At 33.3% G+C, this 20444-nt stretch carries 15 protein-coding genes and 1 pseudogene; 11 read left to right on the top strand and 5 right to left on the bottom strand.

The annotated features are described in order from the left end of the window. The first annotated feature begins 144 nt into the window (after positions 1–144). The 3 genes from ABD940_RS10470 (at position 145) to ABD940_RS10460 (ending at position 4281) form a co-directional block, all read left to right on the top strand. Entirely contained in the window at positions 145–1353 is a 1209-nt protein-coding gene (locus tag ABD940_RS10470; RefSeq protein WP_345203324.1) for a PepSY-associated TM helix domain-containing protein, read from the top strand. Between the two features lie 85 nt (positions 1354–1438). Then, complete coding sequence (locus ABD940_RS10465) at positions 1439–2407, top strand: ROK family protein (protein WP_345203321.1); 969 nt, start codon at positions 1439–1441, stop codon at positions 2405–2407. Positions 2408–2568: 161 nt separating this feature from the next. Beyond that, positions 2569–4281: a helix-turn-helix domain-containing protein gene (locus ABD940_RS10460; protein WP_345203319.1), complete on the top strand. Its 1713-nt coding sequence runs from the start codon at positions 2569–2571 to the stop codon at positions 4279–4281. A 2-nt stretch (positions 4282–4283) separates the two neighbouring features. Here ABD940_RS10460 and ABD940_RS10455 read toward each other — a convergent pair whose 3' ends face one another. Beyond that, positions 4284–4559, bottom strand: a complete 276-nt coding sequence (locus tag ABD940_RS10455; protein WP_345203316.1) for a hypothetical protein — start codon at positions 4557–4559, stop codon at positions 4284–4286. 305 nt (positions 4560–4864) lie between these two features. On the opposite strand from ABD940_RS10455, the gene ABD940_RS10450 reads away from it, so the two are divergent. Beyond that, positions 4865–5068 (top strand): hypothetical protein, encoded by a 204-nt coding sequence (locus ABD940_RS10450; RefSeq protein WP_345203314.1) that lies wholly within the window; start codon positions 4865–4867, stop codon positions 5066–5068. A gap of 290 nt (positions 5069–5358) precedes the next feature. Further along, positions 5359–5913, top strand: coding sequence for a peptide-methionine (S)-S-oxide reductase MsrA (gene msrA, locus ABD940_RS10445; RefSeq protein WP_345203311.1), 555 nt, complete (start codon positions 5359–5361; stop codon positions 5911–5913). Between the two features lie 344 nt (positions 5914–6257). Here msrA and ABD940_RS10440 read toward each other — a convergent pair whose 3' ends face one another. After that, complete coding sequence (locus tag ABD940_RS10440; RefSeq protein ID WP_345203309.1) at positions 6258–8018, bottom strand: RagB/SusD family nutrient uptake outer membrane protein; 1761 nt, start codon at positions 8016–8018, stop codon at positions 6258–6260. A gap of 18 nt (positions 8019–8036) precedes the next feature. Beyond that, on the bottom strand, positions 8037–11081 hold the full coding sequence (locus ABD940_RS10435; protein ID WP_345203306.1) for a SusC/RagA family TonB-linked outer membrane protein: 3045 nt from the start codon (positions 11079–11081) through the stop codon (positions 8037–8039). Positions 11082–11412: 331 nt separating this feature from the next. Here ABD940_RS10435 and ABD940_RS10430 point away from each other — a divergent pair, with 331 nt between their 5' ends. Next, positions 11413–12480, top strand: coding sequence for a phosphatidylinositol-specific phospholipase C1-like protein (locus ABD940_RS10430; protein WP_345203304.1), 1068 nt, complete (start codon positions 11413–11415; stop codon positions 12478–12480). 318 nt (positions 12481–12798) lie between these two features. Here the strand turns inward: ABD940_RS10430 and ABD940_RS10425 are convergent, their stop codons facing one another. Then, on the bottom strand, positions 12799–14589 hold the full coding sequence (locus ABD940_RS10425) for a metallophosphoesterase (RefSeq protein WP_345203302.1): 1791 nt from the start codon (positions 14587–14589) through the stop codon (positions 12799–12801). 73 nt (positions 14590–14662) lie between these two features. Next, positions 14663–15511, bottom strand: coding sequence for a hypothetical protein (locus ABD940_RS10420; RefSeq protein WP_345203300.1), 849 nt, complete (start codon positions 15509–15511; stop codon positions 14663–14665). 396 nt (positions 15512–15907) lie between these two features. Here ABD940_RS10420 and ABD940_RS10415 point away from each other — a divergent pair, with 396 nt between their 5' ends. The 5 genes and pseudogenes from ABD940_RS10415 (at position 15908) to ABD940_RS10395 (ending at position 20444) form a co-directional block, all read left to right on the top strand. After that, a complete protein-coding gene (locus tag ABD940_RS10415) occupies positions 15908–16129 on the top strand; it encodes a hypothetical protein (protein WP_345203298.1) in 222 nt (73 codons plus the stop codon). A 72-nt stretch (positions 16130–16201) separates the two neighbouring features. Further along, positions 16202–17860: a tetratricopeptide repeat-containing sensor histidine kinase gene (locus tag ABD940_RS10410; protein WP_345203295.1), complete on the top strand. Its 1659-nt coding sequence runs from the start codon at positions 16202–16204 to the stop codon at positions 17858–17860. Between the two features lie 12 nt (positions 17861–17872). Then, entirely contained in the window at positions 17873–18538 is a 666-nt protein-coding gene (locus ABD940_RS10405) for a response regulator (RefSeq protein WP_345203293.1), read from the top strand. Between the two features lie 492 nt (positions 18539–19030). Beyond that, positions 19031–19369: a YegP family protein gene (locus ABD940_RS10400; RefSeq protein WP_345203290.1), complete on the top strand. Its 339-nt coding sequence runs from the start codon at positions 19031–19033 to the stop codon at positions 19367–19369. A 5-nt stretch (positions 19370–19374) separates the two neighbouring features. After that, a pseudogene (locus ABD940_RS10395) lies at positions 19375–20444 on the top strand (type I restriction endonuclease).

The raw sequence follows: 20444 nt of genomic DNA, 5'->3' as shown, positions 1-20444 counted from the left end.
AACGTCTTTATCAATCTTAAAATCAAACACAAGCTTTTACAATAAGACATTGTCCCACCTTGCCTTTAAAGAAAAAGCCTAACCCAATTTATAAACATTCTAAATAAAAATTAAAATCTTATCTTTGCCAAACTTAAAGAAACTATGAAGAAGAAGCATTACAAGAAAAAGCCAAGCACATTCAAAAAATGGACAGGAAAACTGCATTTGTGGTTTGGTCTGGGTATTGGGTTTTTAATCTTCATTATTTCCATTACAGGAGCTTTATATGTTTTCAAAGATGAAATTGAAAATATTACCCGTAAAGATGTCATCTATCACAACGAACAGAATATCGAGCAAAAACAGGTTCTTCCAATCCGTGTTTTAGAGAAATCTGTCGTAGAGCAGGTGAAAGAAAAATATCCTGTTCATTGGGTGAATATTCCGATTGACAAAAAGATGTCTTATCTTTTTTATTGGTACGAACACAACCCGAAAGGCTGGAATTATTTTGATGAATTTCCTATTTATAAAGCAGCTTATGTAAATCCTTACAACGGAAAGGTTTTAAGAGTTTATGATGAGAAAAACGGCTTTTTCCAGATCGTAAAAATGATCCATTGGAGTTATTTATTAAAACAGGAATGGGGAACCTATGTTGTCGGAATTCCTGTAATTATTTTTGTTATTATGCTAATTTCAGGGATTATTCTTTGGTGGCCTAAAAATAAAGCAGCAAGAAAACAACGTTTCTCTTTCAAATGGCAGAACGTAAAAAGCTGGAAAAGAAAAAATTACGACCTTCACAACATCTTAGGATTTTACGCTTCTATTTTTGCATTAATCTTCTCATTGACAGGACTTTTTTATGCATTTTTTGTTGTTCAGGCAGCATTTTATTTTATTTTCTCAGGTGGAAAAACAGCTTATCCTGATTTCTCTTCTATTAAAACAAAAGCTCCGATTGAATTAAGGACAGAAGGAACTTTGGATAAAATAAGCAATACTGTTAAAGCTAAATATCCGAATTCTTATGGTTTCTCTATTGATCTTGGTCATGAACATATGGACGATCACGAGCATCCGAATTTTGAGGTTTACGTAAAACACTTATCATATTCTTATCACAAAAGCAGTAGTTTAATTTTTGATGAAAACTCAGGCGAATTGCTTCATACTCACGACATGAAAGACAAAAATTTCGGTGAAAAAACTGTGGGAGCGAATTATGATATCCATGTCGGATCGATTTTGGGACTTCCAACAAAGATCATTGCATTCATTGTAAGTTTGATATGTGCCTCATTACCAGTCACTGGCTTTTTAGTTTGGTGGGGAAGAAGAAAAAAGAAAACCCTAAAAACAACATAATATTTTTTTTCAATAAATATTTGGTTAATCGTCTCAGAATACAATCTTTTTTATAATTTTAACCTTTTAGAATTTTAGAATAGAAATGTCATTAATCGATTTATCAAAAAACGTTGCCCTTGGTATTGACATAGGCGGAACGAATACAAAATTTGGAGTTGTAAACCACCGAGGTGAAGTTCTTGAAAAAGGACATCTGCGTACAGATGCCTACGAAACTGTAGAAGAGTATATTGATGCTTTGTACGAAAATATCAATCCCCTGATTGAAAGGCACAGTAAAGAGAGGACCTTCGACGGAATCGGAATCGGTGCTCCTAATGGCAATTATTATACAGGAACAATCGAACAGGCTCCAAACTTACCTTGGAAAGGCGTAATTCCTTTCGGAAAATTAATGACTGAAAAATTCGGTCTTCCTGCGACAATGACCAATGATGCTAATGCAGCTGCTTTTGGTGAGATGCTTTTCGGAGCTGCAAGAGGGATGAAAGATTTCATCATGATCACTCTGGGAACAGGTGTAGGAAGCGGAATCGTATCCAGTGGAAAACTGATCTACGGACATGACGGATTCGCAGGAGAATTGGGTCACACAATTGTAAAGCCAGGTGGAAGAAAACACTGGAGTACAGGTTCTGAAGGAAGTCTTGAAGCGTATGCATCTGCAACAGGAATCGCGATCACGGCAAAGAAAATGAGAGCGGAATTCCCGGAATCGATGTTGAGTCAGTTTCCTGAAGAAGAAATCAATTCTAAAACGGTTTATGAGTGCGCTGTAAAAGGTGATCCAATTGCTATTGAAGTTTTCAGATATACAGGTCAGAAATTAGGAGAAGCATTGGCGAATTTCGTAATGTTTTCTTCTCCGGAAGCGATTCTTTTATTTGGTGGAGTTATCAAGGCAGGAGATTTTATTTTAAAGCCTGCAAAACTTCATATGGAAAGAAATCTTCTTCCGATTTTCAGAAATAAAGTAAAATTGGTTTTCAGTGAACTGGACGAAGCAGATGCAGCTATTCTTGGCGCAAGTGCTTTAGTTTGGGAAAAATAACTGAATCCTGTTTCAAATAACATTGAGCATCCTTCTTTAAGGTTGCTTTTTTGTTTTCAGTATATTGAAATTCTCTATTATAAATCAATTTTAGATAAATATGAATTATTAAAATTATTTGAAGGAATGATTTTTATTACATTTGCCGGAAACAATCCATGATGAAAAGATTTTTCACATTCCTTTTTTCTTTAATTATCATATTTTCATTCTCACAAACACGACAGGAAATTGCTCTTTATAAAAATAAATTTTTTCTTTACCCAACGATAGGAACAGATAGCGCTTTAGTATACGTGAATAAAGTTTTTTCTTCTAAGGAACCGATAGATCTTGCTTTTGCATATACCGCGAAAAGACAATTATTAACAGTTACCAACTCAAATTTCAACGATAAAGAATATGTAAATCATATCAATAATTTTCTGAAAAAGGTTTCGCCTACTGATAAAAACAATTACAAGGATTTATCCAATATTTACAATATTTTAGGAAATACCGACAAAACCAATCTGAAGAACATTGAAGCATTAAAAAACTTTATAAAAGCTCATGAATTCGCTCAAAAGAATAAAGATATTCAGCAGATTATTAAGGTAAAAGGAAATATCGCGACAATTAAAACCAACTTAAAAAGAACAGACGAAGCTATTACAGAAACCAAAGAAGTATTATTGCTTTTAGAAAAAAACAAAAGATTATACGCTGAAGATTATTACCCGATCCTTTATGAAAATAACTTTTCTAATCTGGGTTTATTATATCTGAATAAATTCATCTCAAATCCAACAAATCATAAAAAGTATGCCGACAGTGCTTTGGCGAACTTTAATACCCTCTTAAAAGCAACCAAAAACGTAAACCTTACCGCAACGACTTATTTAAAGATTGGAGCATTGTATGAGCATCAATCAAAGTACAAAACTGCAAACGATTATTATTTTAAAAGCCTGAAAATTTACGACAGTCTGAAATCCAAGGAATATATAGATCAACTTAAATATAATATCGCTTCAACGTATTACGAATCCAATGATTTTAAAAATTCTAAAAAATACTTTCTCGATTTCACGAGAACTTTAGAGAAGGATTCAATCATAAATAATGAATACATTTTCAGTCAAAATTTTTTATCCTCAATATATTTAAAGGAAAACAAAAAGGATTCTGCGCAATATTATTCCAATCTTTTTATTGAGTTGTATGAGAAAAAAAATGCTCATGAAAAAAATGATCTCGCAACACTTTACAAAGAATTGCATAAAAAAGATATTAACGATGAGGTTATCCATTTAAAGGAAAAAATAGACAATCATGAAAGAAATATTCTCTTCTGGATTATTATTTCATGTCTGATTTTAGCTGTTCTTTCCGGAATTATTTATTATCAGATAAAAACAAAGAAAAGGGCAATTGCAAATTTTCATAAAATCATTGAGCAATATGAAGAGAACAACAATATTGAAAATATTACAGTCAGCAACTCTCCTGTTATTTCGAAACAACAAATAATATTAACGGACGAAAATGAGAAGAAAATACAGGACGGGCTTACCAAATTAGAAAAAGAAAAGTATTTTCTAAAACAGGAATACGACCAATATAGTGTTGCGAAAAAAATAGGAACCAACACAAGCTATCTTTCAAGCTTCATTAATAAGCACAAAGAAGTGTCGTTCGGAGATTACACCAATCAACTAAGAGTAGATCATATTGTAAATGAACTTATAGAAAATAAAAAGCTCCGTAATTACACGATCCAGTCTTTAGCAGAAATGACCGGGTATAAAAACGGAACTTCATTTTCCAGAATTTTTAAAAGCTTAAAAGGTATTACGCCTTATCAGTTTATTGAGCAGCTTAATAAAGAATAATTTTAAGGAAGAACACAATATCCTGCTTGTAAAGGATGAGCACGATCCCACATACATTGAACCCACAATGGATACAATGGGTCATCTATTGGCGGAGCAACACCACATGTAGTTTGTCCCGATCCACCACTTCCTCCTGCAGCAGAACCGGAAGGTCCGCCTTCTTCAGGAATAGTCGGCAACTCTTTTACCAGTCCTGCCATAATTTTTGAACATTTTTCTCTTGACAAAACAGACGCATTCTTTAGTCCGTTTACATTCGAATTGTTTTTATTCATCGTGATATAAAATTATTTGCTGTAAAATTAATTTTTCCTTCTTCGGAATCTTCAGTTTTTACAAATACATATCTTAAAAAGCTCAAAACAAAAACAAAAAATTAAAAACCAATAACTTACGGATAAACTTTCGACTGATTATTTCTAAAAAATCACTTACAATTTTTATAAAATCAGTTTGTTTATTATTTTTTTCTGTCAGATTATTCAATATTTGTCAAAGATTTCTTGCAAGAATCCGTCAGACAAAAATCTCAATTGTCTTAAAATGTTTGAGATATTTTATTATTTAAAATCTAGACAAAATGAAAAATCTTAAAAATCTAAAAGGAATTAAATTATTAAACAGAGAGGATAAAAAAAGCATCTTGGGTGGTGAGCGTTCGGTTCTACAAGTTATAAAGGATTTGGACGACTGTAAAGAAGCTAGCTATTATTTAGGTGATACCAGTTGTCCTGAAGGATACAAATGGAATTGCCACAAGAATCAGTGTGAAGTTAGTAATTAAAAAATTAAACAGAAATTGGTTAATTCATACTGTATTAAAAGCCCAAATCATCAAATAAAAATGTAAAAAATTTCAGCGCTTTAAACAGAAACCAAAAATTACAAACAATTCCACTCTTGGGATTGTTTGTTTTTTTATTGTAATTATTTGTTAAATCTATACGTGTAATTTCAGTTTAGAAGGCTTAAGGAATCATCAAATGAAAAACTTTTCCTTATTTTTGATTGACTTTTTCTCAATTAAAGAATCATTAAAAGAGAAAAACACTTAAATACAATAATTAACTTAAAATGGATAACAATAATTTAGAACAGATTACTTTCGGAGGTGGATGTTTTTGGTGTGTGGAAAGCTGTTTCAATATGCTGAAAGGTGTGAAATCTGCAATTTCAGGATATTCGGGAGGACATAAAGATAATCCGACTTACAAGGAAGTTTGTACAGGAGAAACAGGTCATGCAGAAGTCGTACAGATCACTTATGATCCGGCAATAATTTCTTATGAACAATTGATGGATGTTTTCTTTTTCCTTCATGATCCGACACAATTAAACAGACAGGGAAATGATATCGGAACGCAATACCGTTCTGTTATTTACTATAAAAATGATGCTGAAAAAGCAAAAGCAGAAGAAGCCATCAAAACATCTCAGGAATCAGGAAGATGGGCAGGAACTTATGTGACCGAATTAACGAAATTCGACAAATTCTGGGCAGCCGAACAATATCATCAAGGATATTACAATGAAAATCCGACACAGCCTTATTGCAGCGCGGTTGTAGGTCCGAAAATCCAGAAGTTTAAAAAACATTTCGGAGAACTTGGAATGTTGAATGAAGAATAAATAATTAAAAGGCTGTTTCACATTTGAGACAGCTTTTTTAATTATCTTAAAACATGCCTTATGTACTTTAGACGAGGCTTCATATAGTCTGGACAATGTCATAAATACTTTTACCCATGTCTTATATACTTTAGACAAAGCTTTATCAAGTTGAGACAAGGGCTTAATTACTCTGGACGATATCATATCTATTTCGGACAAGGTCTTATATACTTTTGACAAAGGCTTATACATTTCAGACAAAGGCTTACATATTTTACAAAAATGTATTCAAAAACAAAAAGCGAAGAGATTTTCTCTTCGCTTTGTTGTAAAAAATAATCGTTTTATAAAGAGGAAAAAATTTAATATCCAGGGTTTTGTGAGAACTCTTTAGAAGCATCAAGCGTTGCCTGAGGAATCGGGAAAATTCTTCTGTAAGGCTGAGTTGCAGGTTTTGCTGTTCCCGCCAAATCAAACTTTCCGAATCTGATCATCGCTTTTCTTCTGTACATTTCCCAATACAATTCATAACCTGATTCTCTAATCATTGTATTCGCATCTAAAGAAGTAATAGCAACACCAGGCGCATTACCCTTCAAAGCGTCGTTGGTTCTGCTGGTTCTCAATTTATTAATATCTGCTAAAGCCGCAGCAATGTTTGAATTTCGGAAATAAGCTTCCGCTCTCATCATATAAATCGTTCCTAATCTGTATAATGGCACATCCATTCCGCTTGTTCCGTTGTTTCCGTAACCCGGATCAAATTCAAACTTGAAGTTTCTTACTCCTCTGTTGATCTGAGCTTGTGTAAATACAGCTTCTGAAGGATTATCAAAGTTCAATTCAGGAGTGAAATCTGCAGCAAGTGTCGGCGTTTTCTCAGTGAATAATTTATATACTTTAATTCTTCCGTCTGCAGTCACATCAAAGTTACCACTGGCAAGAATTTTTGGTCCGTATTGCTGACCAACCTGCAATCCTCTGTTGAAATGGAACCAAGGTTTTCCTGTTCCTTCCACTTTGCTTGTTGATGGTACGCTTACGTCTGTTCCGTCATTTCTAAACCATGTTCCGTCTTCATATTGGTATGTTCTTTGGAAGCGTGGATCATCGTGATTTCCGTTCCATGAATAATAGAATTCGGGAGTAACACAGTTTGCGTTCGTACCTCTGTTATCAGGAGATGGCTTCTGGATTCTTTCCATTGACATATAAGCCAAATCATTATCCGCATTTCTATTGGAGTTTTTCTTCTGAACAATTGTGAAGATCATTTCCTTGCTTGTATCATTATTGATATCAAAATTGTGGAAATAGTTTGATTCTAAGCTAAAAAGTGGATTATTGATCAATAAATTTGAATATTGAATTACTTTATCCATATCAGTTCCTCCTCCATTAATTGCTTGTTCTGTAAAACTGAAACTACTTGCTGTTTTGTTTTTTAGAACCGCTCTGTTCAGATACATATCTGCCAATAAAGCATAAGCTGCCTGTTTTGTAAATCTTCCAGCGTGGGTATTTTGAGTTTTGATATCTGCTAAATTTGGAATAAGCCCTTCCACTTCAGTAATTAAAGCATCAATAGTCGTTTCTGCTTTTTTGATCTCAATGGGTGCATTTACATTATTCGGATCTCTGTAAGGAGCTTGTCCATACAAATCGATTGTTGAATAGGTATAAAATGCCAATAATCCTTTTGCTTCAGCTAAAAATAAAGCTTTGTTACTGATATTACTTGCGTTGATACTTCCGATTGCCGTTAAAGATTTTGTAATCCCTAAAGTTAATTGGTTGAACGTTGTTTTTACCACATCATTATTTGCATCCCAAGTAAACTCGTGCATTGCTCTCCATTTTCCGCCATCTCCCCAGTCGCTTCCTCTTGTTGGTAAGATTGCCTCATCAGTAGAATATTCCTGTAAAGCGAATACACTTCCGTGATCTACAAAAGTTCCGTCACCAAGCTGTCCGTAGGCTGCAGCAAGAGAAGCTTCAGGATCTGCATTTACAGAACTCGGAACCTCATCAAGTAGTTTTTCTTCCAAATTTGTACAGCCGATTAAAGATAATACAGCAATGGATAAAACAATTTTATTAATATTTAAAAAATTATATTTCATGATTTCTTTTAACTTAAATTAAAATTTAACAGTTGCTCCCAAAATGAAAGTTTTTGCAGACGGATACGTCGTATAATCAATTCCCAAAGACTGGTTTCCTCCAACCTGCTTGCTTGTATCAACAAGCGGATCATAACCGCTGTAGTGGGTAATCGTAAATAAATTCTGTGCGCTTACGTAAAGATTAATACTTTTCAGGAATTTCAATTGATTCATATCAAAAGTATATCCCAGTCTTACATTGTTCAAACGGATAAAGTCTGATTTTTCAAGATATAAAGAAGATAATTGCGGCTGGTTTGTAGGGCTTGCTCCTGATTCGTAAAAGTTTTTCAAAACGTTTCTGTCTGAAGCTAAATTATTGATATTTAAATCCAACGCTGTATTATTCACCAGATAACCTCCCGTTTGCCCAATGAATGAGAAAGCAAAATCAAACTTCTTGTATTTCATGTAAGAATTGATCCCGAAAGTAAAATTCGGAATAGGTCCTTCAAATATCTTTTTATCTTTCTGACCGATTGTTCCGTCACCGTCAACATCTTCATAAATATATTTTCCGTTGGCATCAACTCCCAAATAATTCAGCATATAAAAAGATCCTGCTTCATATCCATTTTTATAGATATTTGCTGTAACTCCTGAAAGTCCCGGTCCTGAAACTTCTCCTGAATAAATTTCTGAAACCGGAAGACCTGTAATTTTATTATTTACCGTTGCTCCGTTTACATCAAGATTCCATGTGAAATTTTCATTTTTGATAACTTCATAGCCTAAAGAGAATTCAATACCCTTATTCACAATAGTACCATCAGAATTTTTCCAAATCATAGTTGTTGGACTCAATACAGGAGACGGAATATTTAAAATTGCATCTTTGGTTGATTTATGATAATATTCCAAAGATCCATACAGCTTATTTTTAAGCAAACTAAAGTCTAATCCTACATTCGATTGTTCCACAGTTTCCCATTTCAGATCAGGATATGCTGTTCTGTTGATCAAAACTCCGTTGATCAAATTTAAATTATCATACAAATAATATCCCGCAGACTGTGCCAATGAATAACTTGCCTTTGTAATTTTGTTCGGAACTTCCTGATTTCCGGTTTGTCCCCAACTTCCCCTTAATTTTAGTTCATTAATAATCTGAGAATCTCTCAGGAAATTTTCTTTTGAGATTGTCCATCCTACAGCAGCAGAAGGGAAATATCCGTATTTGTTGTTATCTCCAAAACGCGTAGAACCATCGGCTCTTAATGAAGCCGTTAAGAAATATTTTTTATCAAAATTATAGTTTACCCTTCCAAAATATGACTGTAATTCGTTTTCCTGAGATGTTCCTGCTCCCGGAATGAAAGCCTCTCCAGAATATCCGGGATTAATTTCCGGTGGAATTCCTGATCCCTGATCTCCAAAATTTCTTACTCCAAAATACGTTGCGTTATTTTTAAATTTCTGATAAGAGAAACCTCCTAATAAACTGAAATTGTGTTTATTTAAGCTAAGATCATACGTTAAATAATGTTCCAACAGCACATTATAAGAATCTAAATTTGCCTGAACATATGCACCTTTAGGTGTTCTGTCTGTAATATTAGGAAACATTGTTGTATTTCTTTCAGACATTGTTTTGTCTATCCCTAAATTAAATTTATAATTCAATCCCGGTAAGATTCTCAAGGTTGCTTCGGTATTCCCCAATACACGGAATGTATTTGTTTTATCCTTATAAACACTCAATAAATACAAAGGATTGTAGTGAGCATTCATGTTGAAATTGGTGTAATTTCCGTTTTCATCATACACAGAACGCGTAGGATTCGCCATCAATGCATGGATAATCAGCTGACCATCAGATCCGGCATTTCCACCATTTGGAATTCCTGTTTCTCTGATATCACTTGCTGTAAGATTTACTTTAATTTTTAATCGCTTATTATCAAGAAAAGATTCTTCTGCGTTAATACGAGCTGTCGTTCTTTTGAAACTGCTGTTCAGAACGATACCATCCTGATCCATGTGAGAAAGAGACGCAAAATAACTTCCCGTTTCTGTAGCTTTTGAAAATGAAACCGAATGATTCGATGAAACTGCATTTCTGTAAATTTCATCCTGCCAATCTGTATTTCCGCCGTGATCGTACAATTTATCAATTCCTGCAGATCTGTATTCATCAGCAGTTAATAAATCTAATTTTTTAATGACAGAAGAAAAGCCTAAATAGGTATCATACGTAAACATAGGCTCTCCCTTCTTCCCTCTTTTTGTCGTTACCAAAACAACACCATTTGAACCTCTCGCTCCATAAATAGCTGCTGCAGAAGCATCTTTCAATACAGTGATTGATTCAATGTCGCTTGTATTTAAAAAGTTCAAAGGATTTTTTGCGGTTGTATTTCCTAAACCTACATTCGGACTTGATGCACTCACCGGATCATTATTCAACGGAACACCGTCTACAACGAATAAAGGCGTACTTCCGCTTCTGATGGATCCAATACCTCTTATCGAAACATTTACACCTGCTCCTGGTTCACCACTTGTTTGAACGATACGAACACCTGCGACTTTTCCCTGCATCAGGTTATCAACAGAAACATTCATCCCTTCTTTGAAGTTTTCTGCTTTCAATTGGCTTATAGCTCCCGTTAAATCAGATTTTTTCTGAGAACCGTAACCTACCAAAGTTACTTCCTCAATAGAAGTAGCTTCTTTTTTAGACTTTAAATTAACAGAAACTGAAGTACTAGAAATTTTTACTGTTTGTGTCGCATACCCATCATAAGAAATGGAAAGCGTTTGTCCGATATTCGCTGAAATACTGAAATTTCCCAAAGCATCGGTAGTTGTTGTAGCGCCGGTTTCTACAACAGTGACTTTCGCCCCTTCCACTGTAGAACCATCCTGATCTGTTACTGTTCCGGTGATCGTTTCATTCACCTTTGAGGAAACAGAATAGTTTGCCGAAAATCCTTCTGCATGAGCCTGGTTTGCCACCAGGAAAATCAATGCGATCGGAATTAGTTTTTTAAACTTAAAAAAATTAATTTTGTGGTACATATCATTAAGTAAAGTAATTGTATGACGTTTACGTTGCTTAATAAAAAGCCGCTGTTGTTCCCGCAACAGTGGTTTTCATTTCTGCCCGTCTTAGTTTTTATTTCGGCATACAAAGTAAAAACGTTTAACCTGAAATCGTTTTAACATAATATTATCTTAAAGTCAATAAAACATAAATATCCCATTTTGAGAAAATAAAACACGATTCATTATCAAACACTTACAAATAGCTGATTTTTACTATTCACACAATCTTAAAAAAGACTTAACATAATATATAATCTCTTAAAAATAAAGACTCACTAATTTCGCCATTACAAAAATTGAAGTAATGAAAAAGGCAGTTTTCTTAGGTATATATTTATGTTCATTAAATCTATTCTCGTCGCAGTCTCAGAATCTAAATGATTTGAAAATCAATGAAATTCAGGTGATAGGTTCTCACAATTCTTATAAAAAAGCAATCCTTCCGGAAGTTTACAGTTATTTATCTAAAAAAGATTCACTGAATTTTCTTCCGAGAATTCAATATGAACACATTCCAATTCCCCGACAACTGGATTTGGGACTGAGAAATCTTGAAATAGATGTTTATGCAGACAGCAAAGGCGGAAAATATGCGCATCCGAAAATTTTAGATCTGGTAAAAACAACTCAGCCTTTCGATCCTGAAGGAAAAATGAAAAAGCCTGGCTATAAAATGATCCACATTACAGATATTGATTATCAAACTCAATATTATACATTAGAAGATTGCCTGAAAGACCTGAAAAAATGGTCTGATGCACATCCCGATCATGATCCTGTTTTTATTACCCTTGAACCGAAAGATGGAAAAGCCAATCAATTCGGAACAGAACCGGAGCATTATACTTCAAAACTTTTTGATGATCTGGATAATGAGCTTAAAAAGTATTTAGGTAAAAATAAAATCATCATTCCCGATGATATTCGAGGTTCTTATAAAACATTAAATGAAGCTGTTTTAAATAAAAACTGGCCAAAAGTGAAAGATGCGAAAGGAAAATTTCTGTTTGTTTTAGATAATAACAGCGAAAACAGAGACATTTATATGGAAGGACATCCTTCTTTGAAAGGAAGAATGGTTTTTACAAATTCAAATCCTGGAACTCCTGAATCTGCTGTATTATTCATGAATGATCCAAGTCCGAAAATTTCTGAAATGGTAAAACAAGGCTACATCATCAGAACCAGAGCCGACGCCGATACGATGGAAGCAAGAAAAGAAGATTACTCGAGATTTGAAAAGGCAAAAGAAAGCGGTGCGCAAGTGATTACAACAGATTATTATCAGCCAAGTAAATTATTTAAGTCAAACTATAAAATTAGTTTTGATAACAATACTTACGAAAGGAAAAATCCTGTGAACGGAAAATAGAACATTTTTTACGATTAGATTTATAATGAAAAGGCTGTCAGATTTCTGATGGTCTTTTCTGTTTTTCTATTTTTAAACACAAATTTTACGAATTTTTTCGCAAATGGTCACGATTTTTTATGATGAAATTTTGATTTTGGATTACTTATTAGTGATCCTTCGACTGCTTCGCGCTCAGGATGACATTTCTAATACTATCTGTTTTTTTATACTGCATTTTTTAGCGATAAATTTGTAGCGGTGTCATCCTGAGCGCGAAGCAGTCGAAGGATTTAAAATACAAACTTCTGCGCCATCTGCAAAATCCGTGAGAAAAAACTACAATCTTTTTATCTCCTGCTTTTTCAGATCTATTTCAAAATGATTCGAAGGGTCTCCACTGGAAAGTAATGACAGAATCTTAAAGATAGATTTTAGCTTTACTATAAACGGATCCTGCGATTGATTTTCTTGAAGCAATTTTTCTAAGATATAATATTGCTGCAACTTTTCCTTCGGAACATCTTTTTTTGCTAACTCATCAGCAGATTGGAATTTATATAAATCTAATAAAAGGTCTTCAAAATTCCATATTTGAAAGGCTTCCGGAGTGATTTCTTTTTCTTTTAATTGATCTTTATTTAAAATTAATAATAACAAATCTTGTCCATTTAACGCTTTTGCTTTTTCAATGAAATCTTTGTCCCAATCATCCGGAATCATTCTCAAACGAACCAGCTCTTTTAAATGAAACAACATAAAATCATGATATGTTTTCGTCTGCAAAATATCTTTATTCCAAAGGATTTTACCGTTATCTTTTTTTAAGGCTTCATATTCTTTTTCATATAATGGAAATAACTCATCAAAATTGGGAACATCATTTAAAACTTCCGTTTGGACTTCCATTTTTTCAGGAGATTTGATAGTAAGAATTTTGTATGCCGGAAGATAAGCTGCCAATGACGGAACCTGAACATTCACCAACATTTTATCTCCAAACTTTCGAATTCCTGTGTCGTTGATGTGCATGTGCCCCGCAAAATGAATCTGCAAACCGGCTTCTGCAAAAGCTTTCGCGACTTCTTCATCCGGAACCCGCTCTAACTGCCATTTTTTTTCGCCCAATAAATTTTTGATTTCATTTGTTGCTCCATCATTGAAATCTATCATTGGATAATGTGTAAATGCGATGACTGTTTTTCCGTTAGCTTTTGCTTCTTGTGTAATTTTTTTCACCCAATTGATCAGATGTTTTTTATTCATCAAGACGTTATTGTAACCAATGCTTGCTCCTTTATAATTTGAAGGATTATTCGGATTTTCATTAAGATTTTTCGGAATATAGGTGTTTCCGTCGATGGCAATCATCCAAACTCCTTTCACGGGTTCTACAACATAGCTTAAATCCGGAACAGAAAAACCTTTTGCAACCTCATACATTCTTTTGGAATAATCAGCTTTTTGCAAAGCTTTTTCATAAGAGTAATTTGTAAAAGAATCGGAATCAAAAGGTGTACTCCAAAACAAATCCTCTTTTTTGGGATAAAAACCAAAGTCTTTTAATTCATCCAAAATTTCCAGATATCCTGATTCTGCGATATCTTTTGTAATGATATTATTTTTTACTTTTCCGATATTTTCTTTGCTGTAAATTCCCAGTGCATTTCCGTCCTGTCCGAGAAAATCATCTTTTCCGGCATCCTGTCGAAACGGACCAACCGGATCGTGATTTCCCGTCGTAATATAAAAATTGATCCCGTATTTTTTGTGATACTGATCCAAAATTTTGTGCAATCCACGAATGTTATATGCTTGTCCGTCATCCGAAAAATCTCCGGGCATGGCGACAATTTTAATTCCTTTTTCTGCAATATCATCTAACGCTTTTAAGAAAGCAAAATAATTTTCATTGAAGATTCTGGTTGAATGCAATTGAGCATCCATCGTTCTCAGAATGGTTGGTTTTCCGGTTTTGGGATTGATGGTTCCCTTAAAATCATTATCTGAAAAACTTCCATACAAATCCTGAAAATGCACATCCGAAAGAAAAGCAATCTGTATAGGTTTCTGTTGAGCAGAAAATACAGAAAAAGTAAACAGTAAAAATGAGAATATTCCTTTATTCATCTTAAAATAGACGAAATTAAAGGAATATTCAGCAAATCGTTTTAATTAAATTTTAAATAATTGTAAAGGAAATTTATTCTTCTAATTCTGCATTTAATCCTGCATAGTTTTCGAGTATATGTTCTGAAACATCCTTTAAAGCTTTTCCGTTTTCCGGATGTTTACCAAAGCTTGTAAAGAATTCTACATGATTGTTACTTTTATTATACCAAACTTTTTTCATCGCATTTTCAACAGTAAGCGTATCTGGTCTTGTAATTTTTTTGAGATTAATAAAAGCAAAATCACTCATGGGTACTACCTCAACACGAGAGTGAAGTGAACTGCTGTCTGTTGCCATGTAGCGGTCTTTATCCCAATACATATAAGGTTTGTCTGTGGCGGGAGAACCCCAACCTGACGTAATTCCTAGGCGAGAATTTTTATTATTAGAAAAAACCACACCTCCGGTAACTAGAAATAAAACAAAAGTCATTTCTAAAACGCCTAATCCATTTTGTTTTATAAACTCCGGCATTTTGAAATGCTGATCATTTTTGTTTGAGTTTGAATTATTGATAATAACACTAACATTTGGTATACCATTTACTGAAGAAACTTCTTCATTATCAACACCTATTTTCACGGTTGTTGTACTAGCATTTTCTCCTTCCTTTTCAATCGTCGTAGAAAAATCTTCATAATCATCAAACTCTAAATATTGACTTAGCCTATTAAGTATATATAGTTCTATATCAATATCTTCATCGCCTTCTATATAAGCTTCATAATACCTAATGAGTGTTCTTTTTGAAATAATAAAGCCTAATTTTTCGTCGAGATAGCTAGAAAGGTCGGAAGACAAACCGCCTTTTGTGTTTTTTTCTGAGTTTTTTCTAATTCGTTTAAATACTTCATGGATTAGTAGTTTTTTCTTGGACATAATTAGTTTTTTTTAAGGGTAATACAAAATACTTGATTTTCTATCATACTGCATTACGGTTTTCCGTAACGAACTCCTGTCCTTCATTGTCATTCACTGTCCTTGTCTTGTCATCAATTATTCCCTCCAATTCCTAGAAATTTGTAATCAGAAATCAGTTGATAAACAAACAATTAAAACAAAAGACAAAAAACAAATTTACAAAACTGATTTCAAAAATCACCAGATAAAACGGAAGAAAACTCCGGGTTGGGAAGCAGATGTTTCTCTTCCGTTTTTGAAGGTTCAACTTCCCAAAAAATTTTAGAAGCGCTTCGAAATTTTAACAGTGTACAGCTTACGAAAAATACTTCGTGAGAGGAAGAAAAAATTTCACAATCTCAAAATTTTTTAAAAATGCTAAATCTAATATTGATGCTAATTTCATTAGCATTCGGGAATAATAATGCAAATACATCATCATGTAATCACGATAATAACGGACAGCCAACCACTCAATTGACAAATCCAGGAGGCGGAACTGATCCGGGGAACGGAGTAGATCCAGATGGACCAGGAAATGGAGGAAGTACAGGAGGTAATACAGGACAAACACCTCCTCCATTTACAAATCCATAATTAATAATAACAGAGCAGATTGTTTTAATCTGCTCTTTTTTATTACTTTGTAGCATAAAACTGACAACAACTATGAAAAACTACTTTTTATTAATTTTTTTAATATTGCTTTCATCATGTGCTCAAAAAAACATTAACAATCAAAAAGAAAGTATTGCTGATATTTATTACAAAAAAGCAAAGGAAACAAAAAAAGATTCTAAATTTTACTATTTCAACCTAGCAAAAAATTCATATTTAGAAATACAAGATTCTGCAGGAGTTGGAAAGTCATTAGTAAACATGGCTATTTTACAACATGATAAAGGTGATTATTACGGAAGTATTGAAACTTCACTTGAGGCAAATAAATTCCTTAAAAACGTTCAAGATAGTTTAACTAGATGGATATTAGCTGCAAGCTACAACAACATAGGAATTTGCTCTTCCTACCTTTATGACTTTGACAACTCTGTAAAGTTCTATAATAGCGCAATTAAATATGCGAATGATCCTGAAAATAAATATACATATTATAATAACCTTGGCGATGTATTAATAAGTTTAAAAAAATATAAAGAAGCACAATTAAATTTTGTAAAGGCTCTTCAAACGAAGGAGAAATCTAATTATGCAAAAGCATTAAATAATTTAGCTCGAGCCAAATATAATGATAATCCAAATTATGATCCGTTACCCGAGCTTTATGAAGCGTTGAAAATTAGGCAACAACAAAACGATTTGTATGGAGAGAATTCTAGTTACGCAACAATCTCCAATTATTTTTTGATAAAGGACAAAAATAAGGCGCTTTATTATGCAAAAAAAATGTTAGAAGTTGCAACCAAAAACGACAGCAAAGAAGATCAATTACAGGCATTACAAAAAATAATCAACTTAGATAAAGAAAATTATCTTAAATATTTTGTCAGATTTCAAACATTGAATGATTCTGTACAAATTTCAAGAAGTAAGGCAAAGAATCAATTTGCAGTAGTTAGATATGACGTAGAACAAAAAAATGCAGAAAATCAAAGCTTAAAACTTCGTGATACTGAAAATAAAATTGATATTTTATATAGAAATGTAGTCTTAATAATTTTATCAATTCTTTTAATTGTTGCTTTTTTCTGGTACAAAAAAAGAAAAAAACGTCTCGAACAAGAAAAAGAACTAGAAGTCAAAAACACACAACTCAAAATATCGAAAAAAGTGCATGATGTCGTTGCTAACGGGATTTATCAGGTAATGACGAAGATTGAAAATCAGGAACATTTTGATAAAGATGAAGCACTTGATGAACTGGAATTTGTCTACGAAAAATCGAGAGATATTTCCTACGAAAAAATGGATTCGAAAAATGATGATCAAGATTTTAGCGAAAAAATTTCAGGCTTAATTGGGTCATTCAACAATGAAAATGTCAACACTTATCTTGCCGGAAATGATGAAAGTATCTGGAAAGGATTAAAAGAATCTACACAGGAAGAAGTTTATCAAGTCATCCGTGAATTGCTTGTCAACATGAAAAAACACAGCAAAGCGGATCGCGTAGTTTTCAGATTCGAAAGAGAAAATAACCTCATCAAAATCTTTTATACCGACAACGGAATCGGGATTTCCGGAGATGTGATTTATAAGAACGGACTTTCTTCTACGGTTTCCCGTATAGAAACTATTGACGGAGAGATTATTTTTGACACCAAAATAGAAAAGGGACTGAAGATTAACATTTCATTTCCCGCTCATTAAAAACTAAAAACAATGTTCAAAAAAATCTTAATTGCCGAAGACCACGAAAGCATCAATTTGTCTGTACAGAAAACATTGGAGGATCTCAACATTCCGAATGTTGATTATGTCTATTATTGTGATGATGCATTGGCAAAAATCCAGAAATCAATCCGTGAAAATGAACCTTACGACCTTCTGATTACCGACCTTTATTATGAAGAAGACCATCGGGAGCAGGAAATTAAAGACGGAAGAGAATTAATTCAGAGAATAAAAGAAATTCAGCCTTCTTTAAAAGTTATTGTTTTTTCTGCCGAACATAAATCAGCAGTTGTTAATTCGCTTTTCAAGGAATATGAAATCAACGGTTATGTCAGAAAAGCCAGAAATGATTCTAAGGAACTGAAAAAATCCATCGCATCTGTTTATATCGACGAAAATTATTTATCTCTTGATATGAAGCAGGACGTAAAAAAATTCAACAGTTATGAATTTTCGGCTTATGATATTACACTGGTTTCTCTTCTCTCTAAAGGAATTTTGCAGAAAAACATTCCAACTCATCTTCAAGAAAAAGATATTAGACCATACAGTTTGAGCAGTGTTGAGAAAAAATTAAATAGTTTAAAAGAAGATCTTGAAGTCAACAGCAACGAACAATTGGTTGCATTTTGTAAGGACATCGGGATTATTTAACATCATAACATTAAGATAAAAAGCTGACAATTTGACTCTTTTAGTATCAAACGATAGCCTCAAAGAGTCTCGCAAGATACTAAAAGTATCTTGCTTGATACTAAAAGAATCACACGTGTCACAAAAAGAGTCAAACAATAAGCAAAAAGTATCAAGTTTGATATAAAAAGAATCACGCGAGACATTAAAAGACTCAAGCGTGACACAAAAACTGTCAAGCGATAAGCAAAAAGAGTCTTGCGAGATACTCAAAGAATCAAGCAAGAGGTAAAAAGTATCATGAGAGACTTTTTGACGTTGTTTAATCATGAAAAAATTCGAATTGACGAATTTTCTTATCTCAAGCTTTCATAAAAATATATTCTTCTAAAATTTTATTTTAAAACCTTTCATCTTTTTGAGAGGTTTTTTTGTTTTTTGCCGGTTTTACGGAAAACCGTAAGGATTGGAATTTAAAGGGTTATACTTTTGGAATGTTAAATAAAAACAATCATGGGAAAATTTGTAATCACTCAAAGAATCAACAATGAGTATCAATTCAATCTAAAAGCCGGAAACGGAGAAATCATTTTAACTAGCGAAGGCTATGTTCAGAAAGCATCTTGCCAAAAAGGAATAGAATCTGTGAGAATCAATTCTCAGGACGATTCCCGATACGATAAAAGAGTTGCGGTAAACGGTAAAGATTATTTTGTCTTAAAAGCCAGAAACGGAGAGATTATTGGGAAGAGCCAATTTTACGCTTCGAAAACAGCGATGGAAAATGGAATTCATTCTGTGAAATCTAATGCTCCAACTGCAGAAATCGTTGATGAAACTCTTAAAAACTAAAAATTATGGATCTTAAAATAAAACTTGAGCAACTGCATCAAAAAGTTATTGGTTTAAAAGAACAGATCGGAACAGAGGAAGCTACAAAAAATGCTTTCGTCATGCCTTTTATTCAAATTTTAGGATATGATATTTTCAATCCGACAGAGGTCGTTCCTGAACACGTTTGCGATATCGGAACAAAGAAAGGTGAAAAGGTAGATTACGTTATAAAAAATAATGACGAGCCTATTTTCATCATAGAATGTAAACACTGGAAGGAAAGTGCGGACGCTCATAATTCTCAGCTTCACAGATATTATCATGTTTCTAAAACGAGATTCGGCGTTCTTACCAACGGAATCGTTTATAATTTCTATACAGATCTTGAGAAGCCCAATATTATGGATGAAAAACCTTTTTTCACGATTAATATTGAAGATTTAAAAGACAGTTCGATTAAAATTCTTGAAAGTTTTACCAAAAAAGATTACAATCTGGAAAGCATTCTGGATTCCGCAGAAGCATTAAAATATATCAAAGCCATCAGAAAAGAATTCGAAAAAGAAATCGAAAATCCATCTGATGAACTGGTAAAACTTTTGGTCAACCGATTCTTTGAAAAACCTTTAACAGCAAACAGAATGGTTTCTTTTAAAGAATATGCGAAAAAAGCATTAACAACTTCTATTAATGAATCCATCAGTTTCAGGCTAAAATCCGCTTTAAGCATTAATGAGCAAATTGAAAAACGGGAAGATGATGTGAAAAATTCTCAGCCCATCGATGAAAACAATGATTCTAAAATCGTAACCACGGAAGAAGAATTAGAAGGATTTCAGATTGTAAAAGCTATTCTAAGAGAAAAAATTCCTTCTGCAAGAATTGCTTACAGAGATACCTTGTCCTACTTCGGGATTTATTGGATGATAACAACAGAAAACCTCTTTGCAGACTCCATTTTAATACCGCTAATAAATATCTGGAAACTTTTCACAACGGCAAAGAAGCGGGAGAAAAGGTTTTATTAAATACTCTCGATGAAATCTACAATTTCAGAAATCAGCTTCATCAAACATTAGAAAATTACAACTAA

The sequence above is a fragment of the Chryseobacterium ginsengisoli genome (assembly GCF_039542325.1).
GTDB lineage: Bacteria > Bacteroidota > Bacteroidia > Flavobacteriales > Weeksellaceae > Chryseobacterium > Chryseobacterium ginsengisoli.
This window is presented reverse-complemented; position numbering and strand designations above follow the sequence as displayed.

Excerpts from the sequence above, each read along its gene's own strand:
- ABD940_RS10470 (WP_345203324.1), top strand. The coding sequence starts at position 145 with ATGAAGAAGAAGCATTACAAGAAAAAGCCAAGCACATTCAAAAAATGG.
- ABD940_RS10465 (WP_345203321.1), top strand. The coding sequence starts at position 1,439 with ATGTCATTAATCGATTTATCAAAAAACGTTGCCCTTGGTATTGACATA.
- ABD940_RS10460 (WP_345203319.1), top strand. The coding sequence starts at position 2,569 with ATGAAAAGATTTTTCACATTCCTTTTTTCTTTAATTATCATATTTTCA.
- ABD940_RS10455 (WP_345203316.1), bottom strand. The coding sequence starts at position 4,559 with ATGAATAAAAACAATTCGAATGTAAACGGACTAAAGAATGCGTCTGTT.
- ABD940_RS10450 (WP_345203314.1), top strand. The coding sequence starts at position 4,865 with ATGAAAAATCTTAAAAATCTAAAAGGAATTAAATTATTAAACAGAGAG.
- msrA (WP_345203311.1), top strand. The coding sequence starts at position 5,359 with ATGGATAACAATAATTTAGAACAGATTACTTTCGGAGGTGGATGTTTT.
- ABD940_RS10440 (WP_345203309.1), bottom strand. The coding sequence starts at position 8,018 with ATGAAATATAATTTTTTAAATATTAATAAAATTGTTTTATCCATTGCT.
- ABD940_RS10435 (WP_345203306.1), bottom strand. The coding sequence starts at position 11,081 with ATGTACCACAAAATTAATTTTTTTAAGTTTAAAAAACTAATTCCGATC.
- ABD940_RS10430 (WP_345203304.1), top strand. The coding sequence starts at position 11,413 with ATGAAAAAGGCAGTTTTCTTAGGTATATATTTATGTTCATTAAATCTA.
- ABD940_RS10425 (WP_345203302.1), bottom strand. The coding sequence starts at position 14,589 with ATGAATAAAGGAATATTCTCATTTTTACTGTTTACTTTTTCTGTATTT.
- ABD940_RS10420 (WP_345203300.1), bottom strand. The coding sequence starts at position 15,511 with ATGTCCAAGAAAAAACTACTAATCCATGAAGTATTTAAACGAATTAGA.
- ABD940_RS10415 (WP_345203298.1), top strand. The coding sequence starts at position 15,908 with ATGCTAAATCTAATATTGATGCTAATTTCATTAGCATTCGGGAATAAT.
- ABD940_RS10410 (WP_345203295.1), top strand. The coding sequence starts at position 16,202 with ATGAAAAACTACTTTTTATTAATTTTTTTAATATTGCTTTCATCATGT.
- ABD940_RS10405 (WP_345203293.1), top strand. The coding sequence starts at position 17,873 with ATGTTCAAAAAAATCTTAATTGCCGAAGACCACGAAAGCATCAATTTG.
- ABD940_RS10400 (WP_345203290.1), top strand. The coding sequence starts at position 19,031 with ATGGGAAAATTTGTAATCACTCAAAGAATCAACAATGAGTATCAATTC.